This is a genomic window from Wolbachia endosymbiont (group A) of Pherbina coryleti (assembly GCF_964026875.1).
GTDB lineage: Bacteria > Pseudomonadota > Alphaproteobacteria > Rickettsiales > Anaplasmataceae > Wolbachia > Wolbachia pipientis.
This window is the reverse complement of sequence record NZ_OZ034706.1, coordinates 45,247-59,981: the sequence shown is the minus strand read 5'-3', so window position 1 is coordinate 59,981 and position 14,735 is coordinate 45,247. Positions and strand designations below refer to the sequence as shown.

Sequence of the window (14,735 nt, the reverse complement as noted above, 5' to 3'; positions counted from 1 at the left end):
TAAATTATGCACGAGTGTAGCGTTATGAATTAGGAGTGCTATATTAAAGCTTACCTCACTATTAAAGCTATCGGTCAGATTAGATTAAAAACCTAATCTGACCGGTTTCTCTATAACCCTCTAAACTCTGATATAATTATATGATAATTAGTTTAATTAGTGGTTAATATGCAAATTGATTTTATTCATATATTGAGATAGCATAAACCATATTGGTTTTAATTATTGTGCAACTTTATAAATCGTCACTGTTACTTCTACTGACTGTATTAATAGTTATAGTCCTAAAATTACCTGAAAATTTGAGCATTGCAGTAAATTGGTCTCTCCCAATTCTAGATTTTGATTTATCTTTTCGTACCATACTAATATCTTTTTTATCAGTTGCATTTTTAGCTGTTCTACCAGCACAAAATTTGACTTTTTCAGAGATGCTATCTTTTGCTGCTTACACTATTAGTTCACTTTATGCAGTTTTATCTGAACATATGATATTGGTTATAATATTCTGTGAATTAATGACCATCAGTGCATTTTTTATTATCGCAGCTAGCTGTAGAGATAGTGGACCTGCAATAAGGTACGCTTGTGTACACTTTTTCGTTGGAGTTATATTAATAGCAGGATTGGCACTTCAAAGCACTAACCTGATAATTTTGGGTTTATTGATAAACTGCGCTTGTTTTCCTTTTTCATTTTGGGTTGTTGATGCATATCCTGCTGCATCGCTACATGGCACCACATATCTCTCTTTATTTACCACTAAAGTCTCTTTTTTAGTGATGCTTTTACACACTTATAACCTATGGCAAGATTGTACTGAAATATTAGCGCTTGTAGGCGCCATCACTGCAATTTACAGCATTATATTTGCTTCTCTTGAGCAAAATATTCGCAGATTTTTATGCTATAACGTTGTAGGACAAATGGGCTTGCTGATTATTGCAGGAAGTTTGCTCAGTCCTTCGGAAAAAGCAATACCAATTTTGATACTGCATATAATCTTCTCTCTTGTTTATCAATCATTATTGTTTGTGGTCAGTAATTCGATTATTTCACAAACAAAAACAATTAGTTTTAATGGAGTGGGTAAACTGATGTCAGTGGAAGGCATGTGTGCTATAATCGCAATACTTACAATGGCTGCATTTCCTGGAACCGTTGGATTTATCAGTAAATCATATATCACAGCTGAAATTAAAATGAACACTGTTGCCTTAAAAGGGTATAAAAATTTATATAAGCTTCTAAATTTGCTGCTTCATTTAAGCGTGGGGCTAAAGTTTCTTTATTACTTATTTATTGCAAAAAGTAAGTCAAAACCTTTAGCAGAGAGAGGAGGCAAAATGACTATGATTATTTTAGCATTTATATGCGTAATCGCTGGCAATCCTTACTTACCTATTTACAATAAACCTTCGATTTTCGATTTTGTGTACAACACAAAAAATATTTTGTCGCAATTTAATTTGTTACTATGTACCACTTTATTGTTTATTCCTTTACGCAAGTTATTTTACCCGAGAGTAAATTTTAAAATGGATGTTGATTGGATTTTTAGAACTTTCATATCCTATATTGTCTTGTTGTTCAATCAGTTAGTCTCTAAAACTAGAGAAATGTTTGCCAGCGTAGTGCAAAACTTGACTAATCCACTTACTGGTTTATACTTTAATAATATTACTAAACTTAAAGAAGTGCTGGGTTATAACTCAGTGAGTTTTGTTTCAGCTTCTTCTCTCTTTTTAATGAGTATTCTACTAATGCTATTATGTTTAAATCATTAACTGAAAGTTTAAATTCTGTATTTAGTAAACTGAGAGGAAAGTCAATCATTTCTGAAGATGATTTTAATCTTGCCATGCGTGAAATACGCATAGCCTTAATTGAAGCTGACGTTTCACTTGAAGTTGCAAAAAAATTCATCAACGACATTAAAGATAAAGTGATTGGGGAAAAAGTCATAAAAAGTGTTTCTCCAGCACAAATGATAATTAAAATTGTACAGGATAATTTAGTTGCAGTTCTCGGATCAGAGAAAAGTGACTTAAATCTAGCAGTTAAACCCCCTGCTGTGATTATGATGGTGGGCTTACAAGGTGCAGGTAAAACAACTACCTCAGGAAAGCTTGCTTTAAAACTAAAAAAGCAAAAGAAAAAAGTGATGCTTGCCTCTTTAGACATTTATAGGCCTGCTGCCCAGAAACAACTTGAAGTGCTAGGTAAACAAATAGATGTGCAAACTTTACCTGTAGTAATAGATGAGAAGCCCATTACAATTACAAAAAGGGCACTGGCAGCAGCAAAGAACGATAATTATGATGTATTAATACTAGACACTGCAGGCAGGCTTCATATTGACAATAATATGATGAATGAGTTGAAAGCCGTAAAGGAAATAGCTTCACCTGCAGAAGTTATTTTAGTAGCCGACGCAATGATAGGCCAGGATGCGGTCAACATTGCCAAATCATTCAATGAGGTAATAGGTGTAACCGGCATTATTCTTACCCGTGTTGATGGTGATGCACGTGGTGGTGCTGCTCTTTCTATGAAAATGATCGCCGATTGTCCAATTAAATTTATTGCTTGTGGTGAAAAATTAAGTGACCTCGATGATTTTTATCCAGATAGAATTGCAAAAAGAATACTTAGCATGGGTGATGTTGTCTCATTGGTTGAAAAAGCTGCTGAGATTGTTGGTCAGGAAGAAATTGATAAGTTACAAAAGAAAGTGAAAAAAGGTAAATTCGACCTAAACGACCTAGTGGGAATGTTAAAAACTCTGAGTAAAATGGATGGCATTAGCAACATAATGAAATTCATTCCTAGTTCATTTACAAAAAAGCTAAGTAGCAGTGTGCCAGATGACAATAAAGTGAAAAAATATATAGCCATCATAAACTCAATGACTGAAAAAGAAAGGCAAAATCCAGATATTTTAAATGGCAAAAGAAGACTTAGAATTTCTAAGGGGTCCGGAACAACTGTAACTGACATTAATCTTCTAATTAAGCAGTATAATCAAATGAGCTCTATGGTAAATAAGTTCAGTAAAGTTGACCATAGTAAACTCAAAGAATCTGATTTGATGGATATGCTAAGCAGAAAGTAAGTCAGCAGGTAGTGGAATGAGACAAATCATCAGTAAACCTTTAGCTATATCAAAAGCGGCTTAGGTCTCGCAAAAAAATTTACAGCTTCTTGCTAGCCAAGAAATTTATTATTAATTTTAAGAAATACTATAGCTGACCCAAGCAACACGTCATACCGCGATTCATTTCATAACTGTACGAACATTGTATAGCTCTTTTTACAATAATCCGAACAGATCATAATATGCTACTGCTCTACCATAGCCATAAGCACATATCTTATCCTATTCGGACTATTGCGAGAAGTGCTATAGTGTGGGACACCAGTGGGGTGTCATCCGAGTAGCTTGACTACTTGGATCCAGAAAAAAGAATGGTGTCATGAAAGTAGCCTCCTTCTCCTGTCATCCCAGCGCCCAGAGGTGTCATCCTTTTTTTTGGATTCCAGACTGGAATGACAGCCATACGCGTCAAGTTAAGGAAATAAAGGTATGAAAGAGATAGAATAATAAGGTATAAGTTCTCCCAGATATACTTTTAGTGAGAGAACCAATGAATAAAATAACTTGCTTATCAAAAAAGCTCAAAGAATTTTTTAATGAAAAAGCAGAGAAAATCTCAATTACAACAAGGTTTATAAAAAGAAAGAGAAAGCTAAAAGGTTCATCATTCGTAAAAGCCATGGTCTTGGGTAATATAGGAGTTGATAATTGTAGCGTAGAAACAATGTGTCAATTACTAAACGAGGACTCGATAGATATAACAAAACAAGGTTTGGATTTTAGATTTACTGAAGAAGCAGTGGAATTTATGAAAAGGATGTATAATGAATCTGTGATTCTCTTTAAAAATATCTTGCAAGTTGATTGCAAAATCTTACAGCAATTTAATAGTGTTAAATTATTGGACAGTAGCTATATTACTCTACCTAACAGTATGGAAGAGATGTATAAAGGTTATGGTACTAGCTACAGTGGCTATGAAAGCAATACTAAGTCTGGAATAAAGTTACAATTAGTTTTCGACTACATGAATCAGATAATAGACCAACTTAATTTAACGGAGGGGGTAAGATCAGACCAGGGATATAGGAAACATTTAAGTAATATATTAAGCAATGATTTGCTAATATCTGATCTCGGTTATTTTGTGCCAAGTTCTTTTAAACAAATCAATGAAATAGGAGCTTATTTCATAAGTCGTCGATACCAACATATATGATGTAGAAACAAATCAAAAAATGGAGTTATTAGAATGTTGAGAGGATAAGTTATTTTTAGAAAACGAGGTATTGTTAGGAAAAGAAGCAAAAATTAGAGTAAGAATTATATGTCAGAAACTAACTGAAGAACAGTCTATGGGCAGAAGAAGGAAAGCTAATAGATTAGCAAGATCGCAGATCCTCTAAAAGAAATCAAAAATTGTTGAACTGGTCAATATTTATAACTAATGTTCCAGAAAATAAAATTAGTGCTGAGCAAGTATTAACGATTTACAGAGTAAGGTGGCAAATTGAGTTATTATTTAAATTGTATAAAAGCCATATCAGGCTTGATAAGCTAAAAGGAAAGCCATGCAGAGTATTATGTGAACTATATGCTAAATTGTGCGCAATTCTTATATTTCACGGCATAGTTGGTTGCACAGAAGTGAAAAAGAATACAGAACTTAGCTTAACAAAGGCATTTATTGAGCTAAAAAGGCGGGTTAGAGAGTTATTTTTAGTATTAACCAAAATTAATAGTTTAAAAGCATTTCTTAAAAAACTCACTATAACTTGGTCGCGATTTTCATTAAAAGACAAACGTAGAAGGGCTAGAGTATCCACTTTAACCTCTCTAAATTTGCTCACAATCTCTTAACTTGACGCGTATGGGAATGACAGCAGTCCTACGTCATGCCACCGCGAACCGTCATACCGCGATTCATTCGCGGTATCTCTAGATCCCGCTAACAAGCAGCGGGATGACGAATTACTTAACCATCATCTACACCGTCATACCGCGATTCATTCGCGGTATCTCAAAGCATAGATCCCGCTAACACGTAGCGGGATGACGAGGTCATGCCACCGCGCGAACCGTCATACCGTCACGGTATCTCTAGATCCCGCTAACACGTAGCGGGATGACGAATTACTTAACCATCATCTACACCGTCATACCGCGATTCATTCGCGGTATCTCAAAGCATAGATCCCGCTAACACGTAGCGGGATGACGAGGTCATGCCACCGCGCGAACCGTCATACCGTCACGGTATCTCTAGATCCCGCTAACACGTAGCGGGATGACGAATTACTTAACCATCATCTACACCGTCATACCGCGATTCATTCGCGGTATCTCAAAGCATAGATCCCGCTAACACGTAGCGGGATGACGAGGTCATGCCACCGCGCGAACCGTCATACCGTCACGGTATCTCTAGATCCCGCTAACACGTAGGGGAATGACGAGGTCATGCCGCCGCAAACCGTCATACCGCCGCGGTATCTCTTAGCCGCTAACACGTAGCGGGATGACGGTTGTTGTTTAGCTATAAATATTAAGAAATTTACCAAACGAAAAAAAAGGCAAAAGAAGCCCTGGGGTTATTATCCGCTTTAAAATATTGGCGTTTTTTATGTTTTAAACGCTTGACAAGCAAGATTTAGCTGCTTTTAATTGCAACTAACCTACGCTGCAAATGTTTAAGAAATTTACTAAGCAGAAAAAAAGACAAAGAATCCCCGAGTTAGCTAGTCTTTTACTATCTCTGTCGAGTATTGGCATTTTTTGATGTCTTGTAACGCTTTATAAGCGCGTTCAGCTTATTTAGATAAAAATCTAGATGTAGATGAAGTTTTGTAAAGACATACAGTATCTATATACTGCAAAAAATTGAACATAAGACGCCGATACATTAAGTAATCCTTACCTTTTAATCTGCAGATTGGCGAAAGCAAATACAATAGCTTCAGTTTCATGATAAGGGCGCTGGCGGAGTTTGTCAAGTAAGTTTTTTCGTTTCTATTGTAATGACAGTTATGGCCTGTGCAAGAAATCTATTGATTTACAGCAGGTTCTTTGTTACAGTTCGTAGTTATGCAAAGAAACTTAAAGCCTCATGAGTTTATTTACAGCCAGTGGTTTACATAATTTGGAGCTGTATAGCTGAACATTGTATATGATAATATTAATAACAAACGATGATGGTTTTGGAAGTGAAGGAATAAAATTACTCAAAGAGGTTGCACGGAATTTTGCGTCAGAAATATGGATAGTGGCACCAGATACTGATAGAAGCGGAGCTGCAAGATCTCTTGATTATCCAGTGAAACAATCTATTGGAATAAAACAACATAGTGAAAGGGAATTTAGTGTGTCTGGTACTCCTGCAGATTGTGTCATTATTGCGCTAAATAAAGTTATGAATAAAAAACCAGACTTAATATTGTCCGGAGTAAATATTGGATCAAATGTCGGGGACGATATTTGTTATTCAGGAACAATTGGTGCTGTAATGGAAGGTGCTGCAAGGTCTATACCTTCTATTGCGCTAAGCCAAGTTTATCATGATAAAATAGACTGGCACAATACAAAGGTTTTTGCACCAAAGGTTATTGCCAAGCTAGTTAAGGTTGGTTGGCCTAAAAACATAGTGATGAGTGTAAATTTTCCTGCTACGGAAAAAGTAAAAGGAGTAGAATTTGCTGAACAAGGTGAATATAACATTGATGGGGATTTAACTTTTACTGAAAATTCGAATGGCTCTTTTAGCTTAAATTGGTCTCGAGAGCACTCAGGCAGTGGTAGTATAAATAAAATAAAAGAAGGATTTATTACTATTACACCGGTAAAATTAGATTTTACAGATTATGATACATTGAATACTATGAGAAATTCTTGTGCAGACGAATTTTCTTCTATAGCTGACTGAGAAAAACATTTGCATTGCTCCTAATAGATATTTTCTATTGTGTTATCGCGAGCAATTATTTTTTCTTCACCTGTATCCATGTTTTTAATCTTTAAAGTTTTACTACTCAATTCTTCATCGCCAAAGATTAAAGCAGCTTTAGCATTTGCTTGATTTGCTTTTTTCATTCGGGTTCTGAGCGTTCCGCTATATTCATAGATTACATATAAACCATTTCTGCGCAATTCATTTGCAAGTGTTAAAGCATGTTTTTCAGCCTCTCTACCGATTGGAATTAGGTAAATAGGTCGCTCTTCTTTCGGAGAATAATTGATTAACTCCATTATGCGCTCAATACCCCCTGCAAATCCTATTGCTGGAGTGTGTTTTCCACCTACTGAAGATACTAAATTATCGTATCTTCCACCGGCAAAAACTGCCCCTTGTGCACCTAAATCCTCTGTAACAAACTCAAACACTGTGTGGCAATAATAATCCAAACCTCGAACTAGTTTATTGTTTACGGTATAAGGTATATCAAGAATTGTTAATCCATTTAGTATTTGTTCAAAGAAATCTGAGGACTCTTTCGTATAATAATTGCTGATTTTGGGCGCATCAGAAATTATTGATTTATCTTTCTCGTCCTTGGAATCCAGTATTCTGAGTGGGTTTTTGATCAACCTATTTTTGCTATCTTCTGATAGATCATTTTGATACTTTGTAAAGTATAAGATCAAAGCTTCTCTATATTTAGTTATTGTTTCACCATCACCTAAAGAGTTGATTTCCAGCTTTACATTTTTATTGATGCCAAATTCAGTTAGTAAGTGCTGAGCGAGTGATATCAATTCAATATCAGCTTTTGGATCTTCTATGCCAAAAACCTCAAAATTTATCTGATGAAATTGCCTTTGTCTTCCCTTTTGCGGTCTTTCATAGCGAAATGCAGGTCCTGTTGAGAATAATTTTATCGGTGTTTGCAGTTTTTTTTCAATGAGTAGCCTGACAATCGCTGCAGTGAACTCAGGACGTAAAGTTATGCTCTTTCCCCCTTTATCATTGAAGCTATACATCTCTTTAGTGATGATATCTGAGCTATCACCTAAGGTTTTTGTAAAAACCTCCGTGTATTCAAATATTGGAGTTTGGGCGGGCAAAAAGCCGTATAAACTTGAGATTCTGTTTGCTGTTTGCTCTATGTATTTAAACTTGTACCATTCATCAAACAGGAGATCTTTTGTTCCTCTAACCGTTTGATTAGTCATAGTGTGGTCTCTATACCTGCAATCTCTGGTATGTGGTAGCTCAGCATATTTTGCACTCCTTGCTTTAAAGTAATTGCAGCACTTGGGCATCCAGAGCAAGCTCCTTGCAACTCAACATAAACTATTCCATCTTTATAGCCACGAAATTTGATATCGCCACCATCTTGAGCAACTGCAGGTTTGATATAACTTTCCATCAATTCTTTTATTCTATTTACAATTTCTATATCATTCTCATCGAAAAATTCTTCATCCGGTATATTATTATCATTTACTCCTTCTTTATCTAGTGCTTTTCCACCTGAAGTAAAGTGATCCATGATTGTAGTTAAAATTTCTACTTTTAATGTATCCCAATTAATTCCACCCAATTTTGTTACTGAAATAAAATCATGACCAAAAAACACTCTTACCACATGTTCTATTTGAAAAAGATTTGCTGCTAGTTTAGAATTTTTTATCTCATTTGCATTTGAAAAACCAGCCGTTTCTCCTTCGTTTAAAATTTCAAATCCAGGAAGGAATTTTAGCGTATTTGGGTTTGGTGTTTCTTCAATCTGGATGAACATGTTATTTACCATGACAATTATAATTGTTACTATTTAATCATAAAATGATAAAAAAATATACATGTCATTCATCTTTTTTCTTTTTTTAGTATTCATAGTAATTACATTTGTCTTGCCTAGCGTTGTTGTATTTTTTCTTTTCCTGACAAAAAAAAATAATATGAGTTTCATGATGAACTCTATATTGAGTAAGTTTTTGAACGAATTTAATAGCAGTAGAAGTTGTACTGAAAATTACACTGGTGATAACATGTCCAAGGATGAAGCATTAAAGATACTGGGGCTGAATCCTGAGGCAAGTCAAAATGAAATCAATAAAGCATATCAAAATTTAATGAAATTAGTTCACCCAGATAAGGGAGGCTCGGAATATTTTGCGCAAAAGCTAAATGCGGCACGTGATAAATTGTTAAAAAAGTGATCTTAAAAAAAGTTTTCGTTTAACGAATTTCTTCCTTTGCTTTTTCTAAATACTCCAATATTGCTTCATGTAGTGCAGTCCATGTTATCTGTTCTTCCAGGGAAGGTATAAATTCTTGTCTCCAAGCATTCTTAAACTCCTGAAACCACTGTTTTTCAAAACCCTGAAATTCTAAAGAAATATCTACTTTAAAGCTATCAATTAAACTGGAAACTTCTGCAGCTTTAGAGCTATCTAGTGATTTTAAAGATAACACTCCACTCTTTAAAATCTCTAACTCTTCCAATACATTAAGCTTAAATGGTTTATAGAGTGAAGACCATATGCGATATCTTAAATAAGAATCATAGTATAACTTAATTTTGTACATTAAAGTGGTAGATGCATCAGGAGAAATGTTATTCTCATATTGTGCAAGAGAAGATAATAAATTCTCATAATCTACTTTGCTTAAACATGGTTGTAGAGTCGATTTAATTTTTTCACTAAAGGTTAGATAACTAGAAGAAATGCCATGACTATATTCACTAAAGAATTCAGGAAATATATCTGCTTGTTCTAGTTTAAGAGGTAGATCTTTTCTAATTTCTCTTGGTAAATTATGTATTGAAAACTGATAAATAACCCATACAAAATTCTCATCAAACTCATCTGAGTAATCAGCATTATTATCAGGAAAAATTACATTACCTTTCTTATCATTCCAAGGTTCTATCTTATAGAAAAATCTGTTCAGCCTTTGTTTTAATTTCAAAATACCTTCATTTCTATCACCTGCTTTATACAATGTTTTGCCCATTTTGTGTTTAGCATCTTTAGGGTTTATTCTGTCACTTATGTGCAATCCAATTTCATTTTTCTCTAATAACTCCCAATCAAACAATTTGTGTGGATCTGGTTTACGCATTGTATAGCCAAGCTCTGGATCATACACTATAGTTCCTATTTCAGAATGACTAAATATCATATCCCTTTTAATTTTAAAACGCTCCATAAGGTATAAAATCAGCTCTTTAACAGATCTCATTTGCTCTTCCGGAAAAGGCTCAAGTCCTGTGTTTACAATTTCAATACCTACAGAATAGTTGTTAAGCTTCCGTAACTCTTCAAGCTTACTATCTACCTTAACTCTTGCATAACTAATACCAGCATGCCATGCTTCTTTCTCTAATGGAACCATTAAGGTGATGCTGCCATCCCTATCGACAATAAAATGAACTGACAATCCTCTAGCATTCAGCGTATCTTTTGTACCTTTTAGTGTTGATGTTTCAGTATGGTGAACTATAACCATTAACACTTTTTTACCTGCCCTATCACCATAATTTAAAGCTGAAGCTGGATCTAAAAATAACAAATCCTGATCTTTCAATAATGGTAATTTTTCTTGTAAATCTTGAAAATCATTCTCGATATTGCTTGAACTGGATACTTGCCCAGATATGAGAAATGCTGAGACAGTAATCAGTAAAACTAATAAATATTTGTTGACTTTAGATAGTTGGATTTTCATACCATCTTCATAAACACTTTGTAGATAATTTTTCATTATATAGTTAGAATAGGGTTGTTGAATAAATTTACAAGACAAAATCATACTAGTCTGGTAGTAGTAACATGTTCAGAGATGGAGCATTTAAAGTGCTAGGAATAGATTCTGGAGCGAACCAAAATGAAATCAATAAAGCATATCAAAATTTAATGAAATTAGTTCACCCAGATAAAGGAGGCTCGGAATATTTTGCACAAAAATTAAACGCAGCACGTGACAGGTTGCTGAAGAGGTAATTAATATTGCTTTAAAGTTTTTATTTGTGCGTAAAGGATAAGTTGCTACAATAAAAAAATAAGATAAAAGTAGCAATGGACATGTGTTCAGAAAGGTTTAAGTTATGCAGGAAGATAACAAAAAAGAAACAATAAAAGAAGAAAAAGGCATATTAGGATGGATAGAATATAGATTGCCTATATTTTCTTTTCTAAGACACACTGCTTCTTACCAAGTGCCAAAAAACTTAAATTATGCTTGGAACTTTGGCTCTTTGGCTGGTATAGCGCTGATTTTACAAATAATAACAGGTATATTTCTTGCTATGCACTACACTCCGCATGTTGATTATGCGTTTAATAGTGTAGAGCGCATAATGCGAGATGTGAATTACGGGTGGTTAATACGCTACACTCACGCTGTTGGAGCATCGCTCTTCTTTATGGTAGTCTATGTTCATATAATGCGTGGATTATATTACGGATCTTATAAAAGACCGAGAGAGATGGTGTGGTTTATTGGAATATTTATATTTTTTGCAATGATGGCAACTGCCTTTATGGGATATGTATTGCCTTGGGGACAAATGAGTTTCTGGGGTGCAACAGTTATAACCAACTTATTTTCTGCTATACCTTTAATTGGCAATAAAATAGTTATATGGTTATGGGGTGGTTTTTCAGTGGATAACCCAACACTTAACCGTTTTTTCGCTCTGCATTATCTTCTGCCTTTTGTTATTATTGCTTTAGCTATGCTTCATGTGATAGCTCTGCATAGGTTTGGCTCTGGTAACCCAAGTGGAGTGGAGGTAAAATCAGATAAGGATACCATCCCTCTCTATCCTTATTATATAGTCAAGGATTGCATAACTTTTGGTCTGTTTTTTGTAGTTTTGTTCGCATTTGTTTTCTATGCTCCCAATTATCTTGGGCATCCAGACAATTATATAGAAGCTGATTCTATGGTCACTCCGGTACATATAGTGCCAGAGTGGTATTTTTTACCTTTTTATGCAATGCTACGTTCAATTCCAGATAAACTTACTGGTGTGCTTACCATGTTTGCGTCTATTTTAGTGTGGTTTTTGTTACCTTGGCTTGATAAATCAAAAGTTAAAAGTGGTGCTTATCGCCCGGTGTTTAAGAAATTTTTTTGGGTTTTTGCAATAAATTTTGTACTTCTTGCCTGGCTTGGAGGACAAGAGGTAAAAGAGCCTTACATCACTATGAGTAGGCTATCTACTCTTTATTACTTTGCATACTTTGTGATAGTTTTACCACTGCTTAGTAAGTATGAAAAGCCAAAAGAACCACCAAAAACCTTAAGTGATTCTGTGCCGGAGATGAGGTGATGTCAATTCAAAGCAGATCTCTTACAAAATTCTCTGTCATCCCAGAGCTCTCTTCTGTCATCCCAGAGCCCTCTTTTGTCATCCCAGTGCTTGACACTGGGATCCAGAAAAAAAATAAATGGATTCCAGCATCATGTACACAATTGTATGAACGTTGTATACAACACACAGTGTCATTCCACTATCTTCCGTTGTCATCCCAGTGCTTGACACTGGGATCCAGGTATAAAAATACTTACAAATCATGCAATGGACAACAGATTCTAGGAGTGCATGATAACCATAATGTCAGTGATGAAATAAGCTGGATTCCAGTGTCAGCTACTTGCATGACATCAATTCGAAATTTACTAAAACAGTGGTTATGCATGGGATCTAATGTATTTGCAATCTTCTGCATGTTATTTCTATCTAGTCTTATATCTGCAGAAGAATTTAAATCATCACCAAATAAGAAAATAGACTGGAAATTTGATGGAATTGTCGGATCTTTCGATAGAGAGTCAATTCAGCGTGGCTATAAAGTGTATAAAGAAGTCTGTGCTGCTTGTCATTCAATGAATAGGGTAGCATTTCGTAATTTGCAAGATGTCGGTTTTTCTGAAGAAGATGTAAAACAAATAGCAGCTTCTTATCAAGTTAAAGATGGTCCGAATGATTTGGGTGAAATGTTTGACAGACCTGGAGTACCTTCGGATTATTTTATTGCGCCTTTTGATACAAAAGAAGCAGCTGCAGCAAGCAACAATGGTGCAGTCCCACCAGACTTATCATTAATTATTAAAGCAAGGCATGATGGTGCAAATTATGTCTATTCATTGTTAACAGGCTATCAAAACGGCGAACACGATGAAAATGATTTATATTTTAATTCGTATTTTCCAACAGGCAGATTAGCTATGGCGCCACCACTTTCTGAAGGAATGGTGGAATATGATGGTGCAAGGCAAGCCACAGTTGAAAATATGGCGTATGATGTGATAAATTTTTTACAATGGGCAGCAGAGCCAGAATTAGAGCGCCGGCATAAACTTGGATTAAAAGTAGTGGCGTATTTTATAATTTTAACAGTGTTTTTTGTATTAACTAACAACAAAGTTTGGAGCAAGCTCTATAAAAAGAAGTGATAGTCAATTTTGCCTCAAGCACAATGGTTGTCATCCAAGTAGCTAACACTGGTTCCTTTATGACGGTGTCATCCGAGTAGCTGACACTGGGATGGCTTTGTCGCATCGTACCTTATACGGTAATAATTTACGATAAATTCATGTAGCCATTTCGAATTTAGCCATACCAATGTCAGTAAATTTATTAAGCAAACAGCACTTAATGAGCAGTTCTTTTTCACGATTTATAGCTCTTTTCATAGAAGTCCGGATGTGATAAGGATAGATAATGATAAGGAGGTTGAATGCCAGCAGCATATAGTTATGATTTAAGAAAAAAAGCAATGGAGGCGCTAGACGAAGGAGAAAGCAGAGAAGCAGTGGCAGCAAGATTTAAGATTGGACGAACTACTTTATGGGAGTGGCAGCACTGTAGGCTTGACCATAAATTATGTTAAGATAGAAAATGACTATTTTAGATAGAGCTTGATGTAATGCAGTGCGATACAAAATAACGGTAGAATATAATGGTAGTAATTTCTCTGGTTGGCAAAAACAGCAACACTCTGCTAACTCAATCCAGGAGAAGATAGAAAATGCTATATTTAATTTTAGTGGTGAGAAAATTGCCTTGTACTGTGGTGGCAGGACTGATGCAGGGGTTCATGCTTTAGGACAAGTTGCTCATTTTGATATGGAAAAGGAATTTGAGCTTTATAGAATAAGAAATGCAATAAATTATCATTTAAAATCAATTCCTATAGTCGTGCTCAATGTAGAAGTTGTAGATGATGCGTTTCACGCACGGTTTTCAGCAAAAAAAAGATATTACGAATACAGAATAGTTAATCGCTATGCTCCTGCCGCTCTGGAGACAGGTTATGTATGGCAAGTGTTTAGTCCACTTGATGTAAATATTATGCGTGAAGCTGCTAAACATCTACTTGGAAAACATGACCTTTCAAGTTTCCGTTCAAAAGATTGTCACGCCGCAAATCCGATAAGAACAATTGATGATATCGATATAGTACAAAACGGGAATCATATACACATCAAAATATCTGCTATTTCCTTTTTACATAACCAAGTGAGGATTATTGCGGGTACTTTAGTTGAATTTGGAAAAAATAGAACCAATCCGCAAGAAATGCTACATATATTAAGCCAATGCAAAAGAAGTGCTGCTGGGGTTACCGCGCCGCCTTTTGGCTTGTATTTGGTAAAGATAGATTACTAATTTAATAAAAAGTAACG

12 protein-coding genes and 2 pseudogenes are annotated in these 14,735 nt (G+C 35.2%); 10 read left to right on the top strand and 4 right to left on the bottom strand.

Annotated elements, in window-relative coordinates:
- The first annotated feature begins 227 nt into the window (after nucleotides 1-227).
- The 4 genes and pseudogenes from AAGD87_RS00320 (at nucleotide 228) to surE (ending at nucleotide 7,016) form a co-directional block, all read left to right on the top strand.
- Nucleotides 228-1,787, top strand: a complete 1,560-nt coding sequence (locus AAGD87_RS00320; RefSeq protein WP_341817621.1) for a proton-conducting transporter membrane subunit — start codon at nucleotides 228-230, stop codon at nucleotides 1,785-1,787.
- Nucleotides 1,772-3,115 (top strand): signal recognition particle protein, encoded by a 1,344-nt coding sequence (gene ffh, locus AAGD87_RS00315; protein WP_151808007.1) that lies wholly within the window; start codon nucleotides 1,772-1,774, stop codon nucleotides 3,113-3,115. Before AAGD87_RS00320 ends, ffh begins: the two co-directional genes overlap by 16 nt.
- A 532-nt stretch (nucleotides 3,116-3,647) precedes the next feature.
- A pseudogene (locus tag AAGD87_RS00310) lies at nucleotides 3,648-4,957 on the top strand (IS4 family transposase).
- A gap of 1,306 nt (nucleotides 4,958-6,263) precedes the next feature.
- Nucleotides 6,264-7,016, top strand: coding sequence for a 5'/3'-nucleotidase SurE (gene surE, locus AAGD87_RS00305; RefSeq protein WP_264339531.1), 753 nt, complete (start codon nucleotides 6,264-6,266; stop codon nucleotides 7,014-7,016).
- A 20-nt stretch (nucleotides 7,017-7,036) separates the two neighbouring features.
- Here surE and hisS read toward each other — a convergent pair whose 3' ends face one another.
- Nucleotides 7,037-8,263 carry a histidine--tRNA ligase gene (gene hisS, locus AAGD87_RS00300; RefSeq protein WP_265024086.1) on the bottom strand — a complete coding sequence of 409 codons (1,227 nt, stop codon included), beginning with the start codon at nucleotides 8,261-8,263 and terminating at the stop codon, nucleotides 7,037-7,039.
- A complete protein-coding gene (locus AAGD87_RS00295) occupies nucleotides 8,260-8,832 on the bottom strand; it encodes a NifU family protein (protein WP_341817787.1) in 573 nt (190 codons plus the stop codon). Before AAGD87_RS00295 ends, hisS begins: the two co-directional genes overlap by 4 nt.
- A 172-nt stretch (nucleotides 8,833-9,004) precedes the next feature.
- Here AAGD87_RS00295 and AAGD87_RS00290 point away from each other — a divergent pair, with 172 nt between their 5' ends.
- Nucleotides 9,005-9,253 (top strand): J domain-containing protein, encoded by a 249-nt coding sequence (locus AAGD87_RS00290; RefSeq protein WP_264339529.1) that lies wholly within the window; start codon nucleotides 9,005-9,007, stop codon nucleotides 9,251-9,253.
- Between the two features lie 19 nt (nucleotides 9,254-9,272).
- Here the strand turns inward: AAGD87_RS00290 and AAGD87_RS00285 are convergent, their stop codons facing one another.
- On the bottom strand, nucleotides 9,273-10,802 hold the full coding sequence (locus AAGD87_RS00285) for an N-acetylmuramoyl-L-alanine amidase (RefSeq protein ID WP_223823148.1): 1,530 nt from the start codon (nucleotides 10,800-10,802) through the stop codon (nucleotides 9,273-9,275).
- A 92-nt stretch (nucleotides 10,803-10,894) separates the two neighbouring features.
- Here AAGD87_RS00285 and AAGD87_RS00280 point away from each other — a divergent pair, with 92 nt between their 5' ends.
- The 3 genes from AAGD87_RS00280 to AAGD87_RS00270 all read left to right on the top strand — a co-directional run bounded on the left by AAGD87_RS00280 (nucleotide 10,895) and on the right by AAGD87_RS00270 (nucleotide 13,502).
- Nucleotides 10,895-11,041, top strand: coding sequence for a J domain-containing protein (locus AAGD87_RS00280; protein WP_244663040.1), 147 nt, complete (start codon nucleotides 10,895-10,897; stop codon nucleotides 11,039-11,041).
- Between the two features lie 104 nt (nucleotides 11,042-11,145).
- Nucleotides 11,146-12,375, top strand: coding sequence for a cytochrome b (locus AAGD87_RS00275; protein WP_006280242.1), 1,230 nt, complete (start codon nucleotides 11,146-11,148; stop codon nucleotides 12,373-12,375).
- A gap of 368 nt (nucleotides 12,376-12,743) precedes the next feature.
- Entirely contained in the window at nucleotides 12,744-13,502 is a 759-nt protein-coding gene (locus AAGD87_RS00270) for a cytochrome c1 (RefSeq protein ID WP_010963022.1), read from the top strand.
- A 68-nt stretch (nucleotides 13,503-13,570) separates the two neighbouring features.
- Here AAGD87_RS00270 and AAGD87_RS00265 read toward each other — a convergent pair whose 3' ends face one another.
- Nucleotides 13,571-13,723 carry a hypothetical protein gene (locus tag AAGD87_RS00265; RefSeq protein WP_182309768.1) on the bottom strand — a complete coding sequence of 51 codons (153 nt, stop codon included), beginning with the start codon at nucleotides 13,721-13,723 and terminating at the stop codon, nucleotides 13,571-13,573.
- Between the two features lie 63 nt (nucleotides 13,724-13,786).
- Between AAGD87_RS00265 and AAGD87_RS00260 the strand changes: the two are divergent.
- Both AAGD87_RS00260 and truA read left to right on the top strand, forming a co-directional pair.
- Nucleotides 13,787-13,909 (top strand): annotated as a pseudogene (locus tag AAGD87_RS00260) (IS630 transposase-related protein); the annotation flags it as partial.
- A gap of 71 nt (nucleotides 13,910-13,980) precedes the next feature.
- Nucleotides 13,981-14,718, top strand: a complete 738-nt coding sequence (truA, locus tag AAGD87_RS00255; protein WP_264719016.1) for a tRNA pseudouridine(38-40) synthase TruA — start codon at nucleotides 13,981-13,983, stop codon at nucleotides 14,716-14,718.
- Nucleotides 14,719-14,735 lie beyond the last annotated feature (17 nt).

Coding starts and splice junctions, on each gene's coding strand:
- AAGD87_RS00295 (WP_341817787.1), bottom strand. CDS start 8,832: ATGTTCATCCAGATTGAAGAAACACCAAACCCAAATACGCTAAAATTC.
- surE (WP_264339531.1), top strand. CDS start 6,264: ATGATAATATTAATAACAAACGATGATGGTTTTGGAAGTGAAGGAATA.
- AAGD87_RS00270 (WP_010963022.1), top strand. CDS start 12,744: ATGGGATCTAATGTATTTGCAATCTTCTGCATGTTATTTCTATCTAGT.
- AAGD87_RS00275 (WP_006280242.1), top strand. CDS start 11,146: ATGCAGGAAGATAACAAAAAAGAAACAATAAAAGAAGAAAAAGGCATA.
- hisS (WP_265024086.1), bottom strand. CDS start 8,263: ATGACTAATCAAACGGTTAGAGGAACAAAAGATCTCCTGTTTGATGAA.
- AAGD87_RS00290 (WP_264339529.1), top strand. CDS start 9,005: ATGAACTCTATATTGAGTAAGTTTTTGAACGAATTTAATAGCAGTAGA.
- AAGD87_RS00285 (WP_223823148.1), bottom strand. CDS start 10,802: ATGAAAAATTATCTACAAAGTGTTTATGAAGATGGTATGAAAATCCAA.
- ffh (WP_151808007.1), top strand. CDS start 1,772: ATGTTTAAATCATTAACTGAAAGTTTAAATTCTGTATTTAGTAAACTG.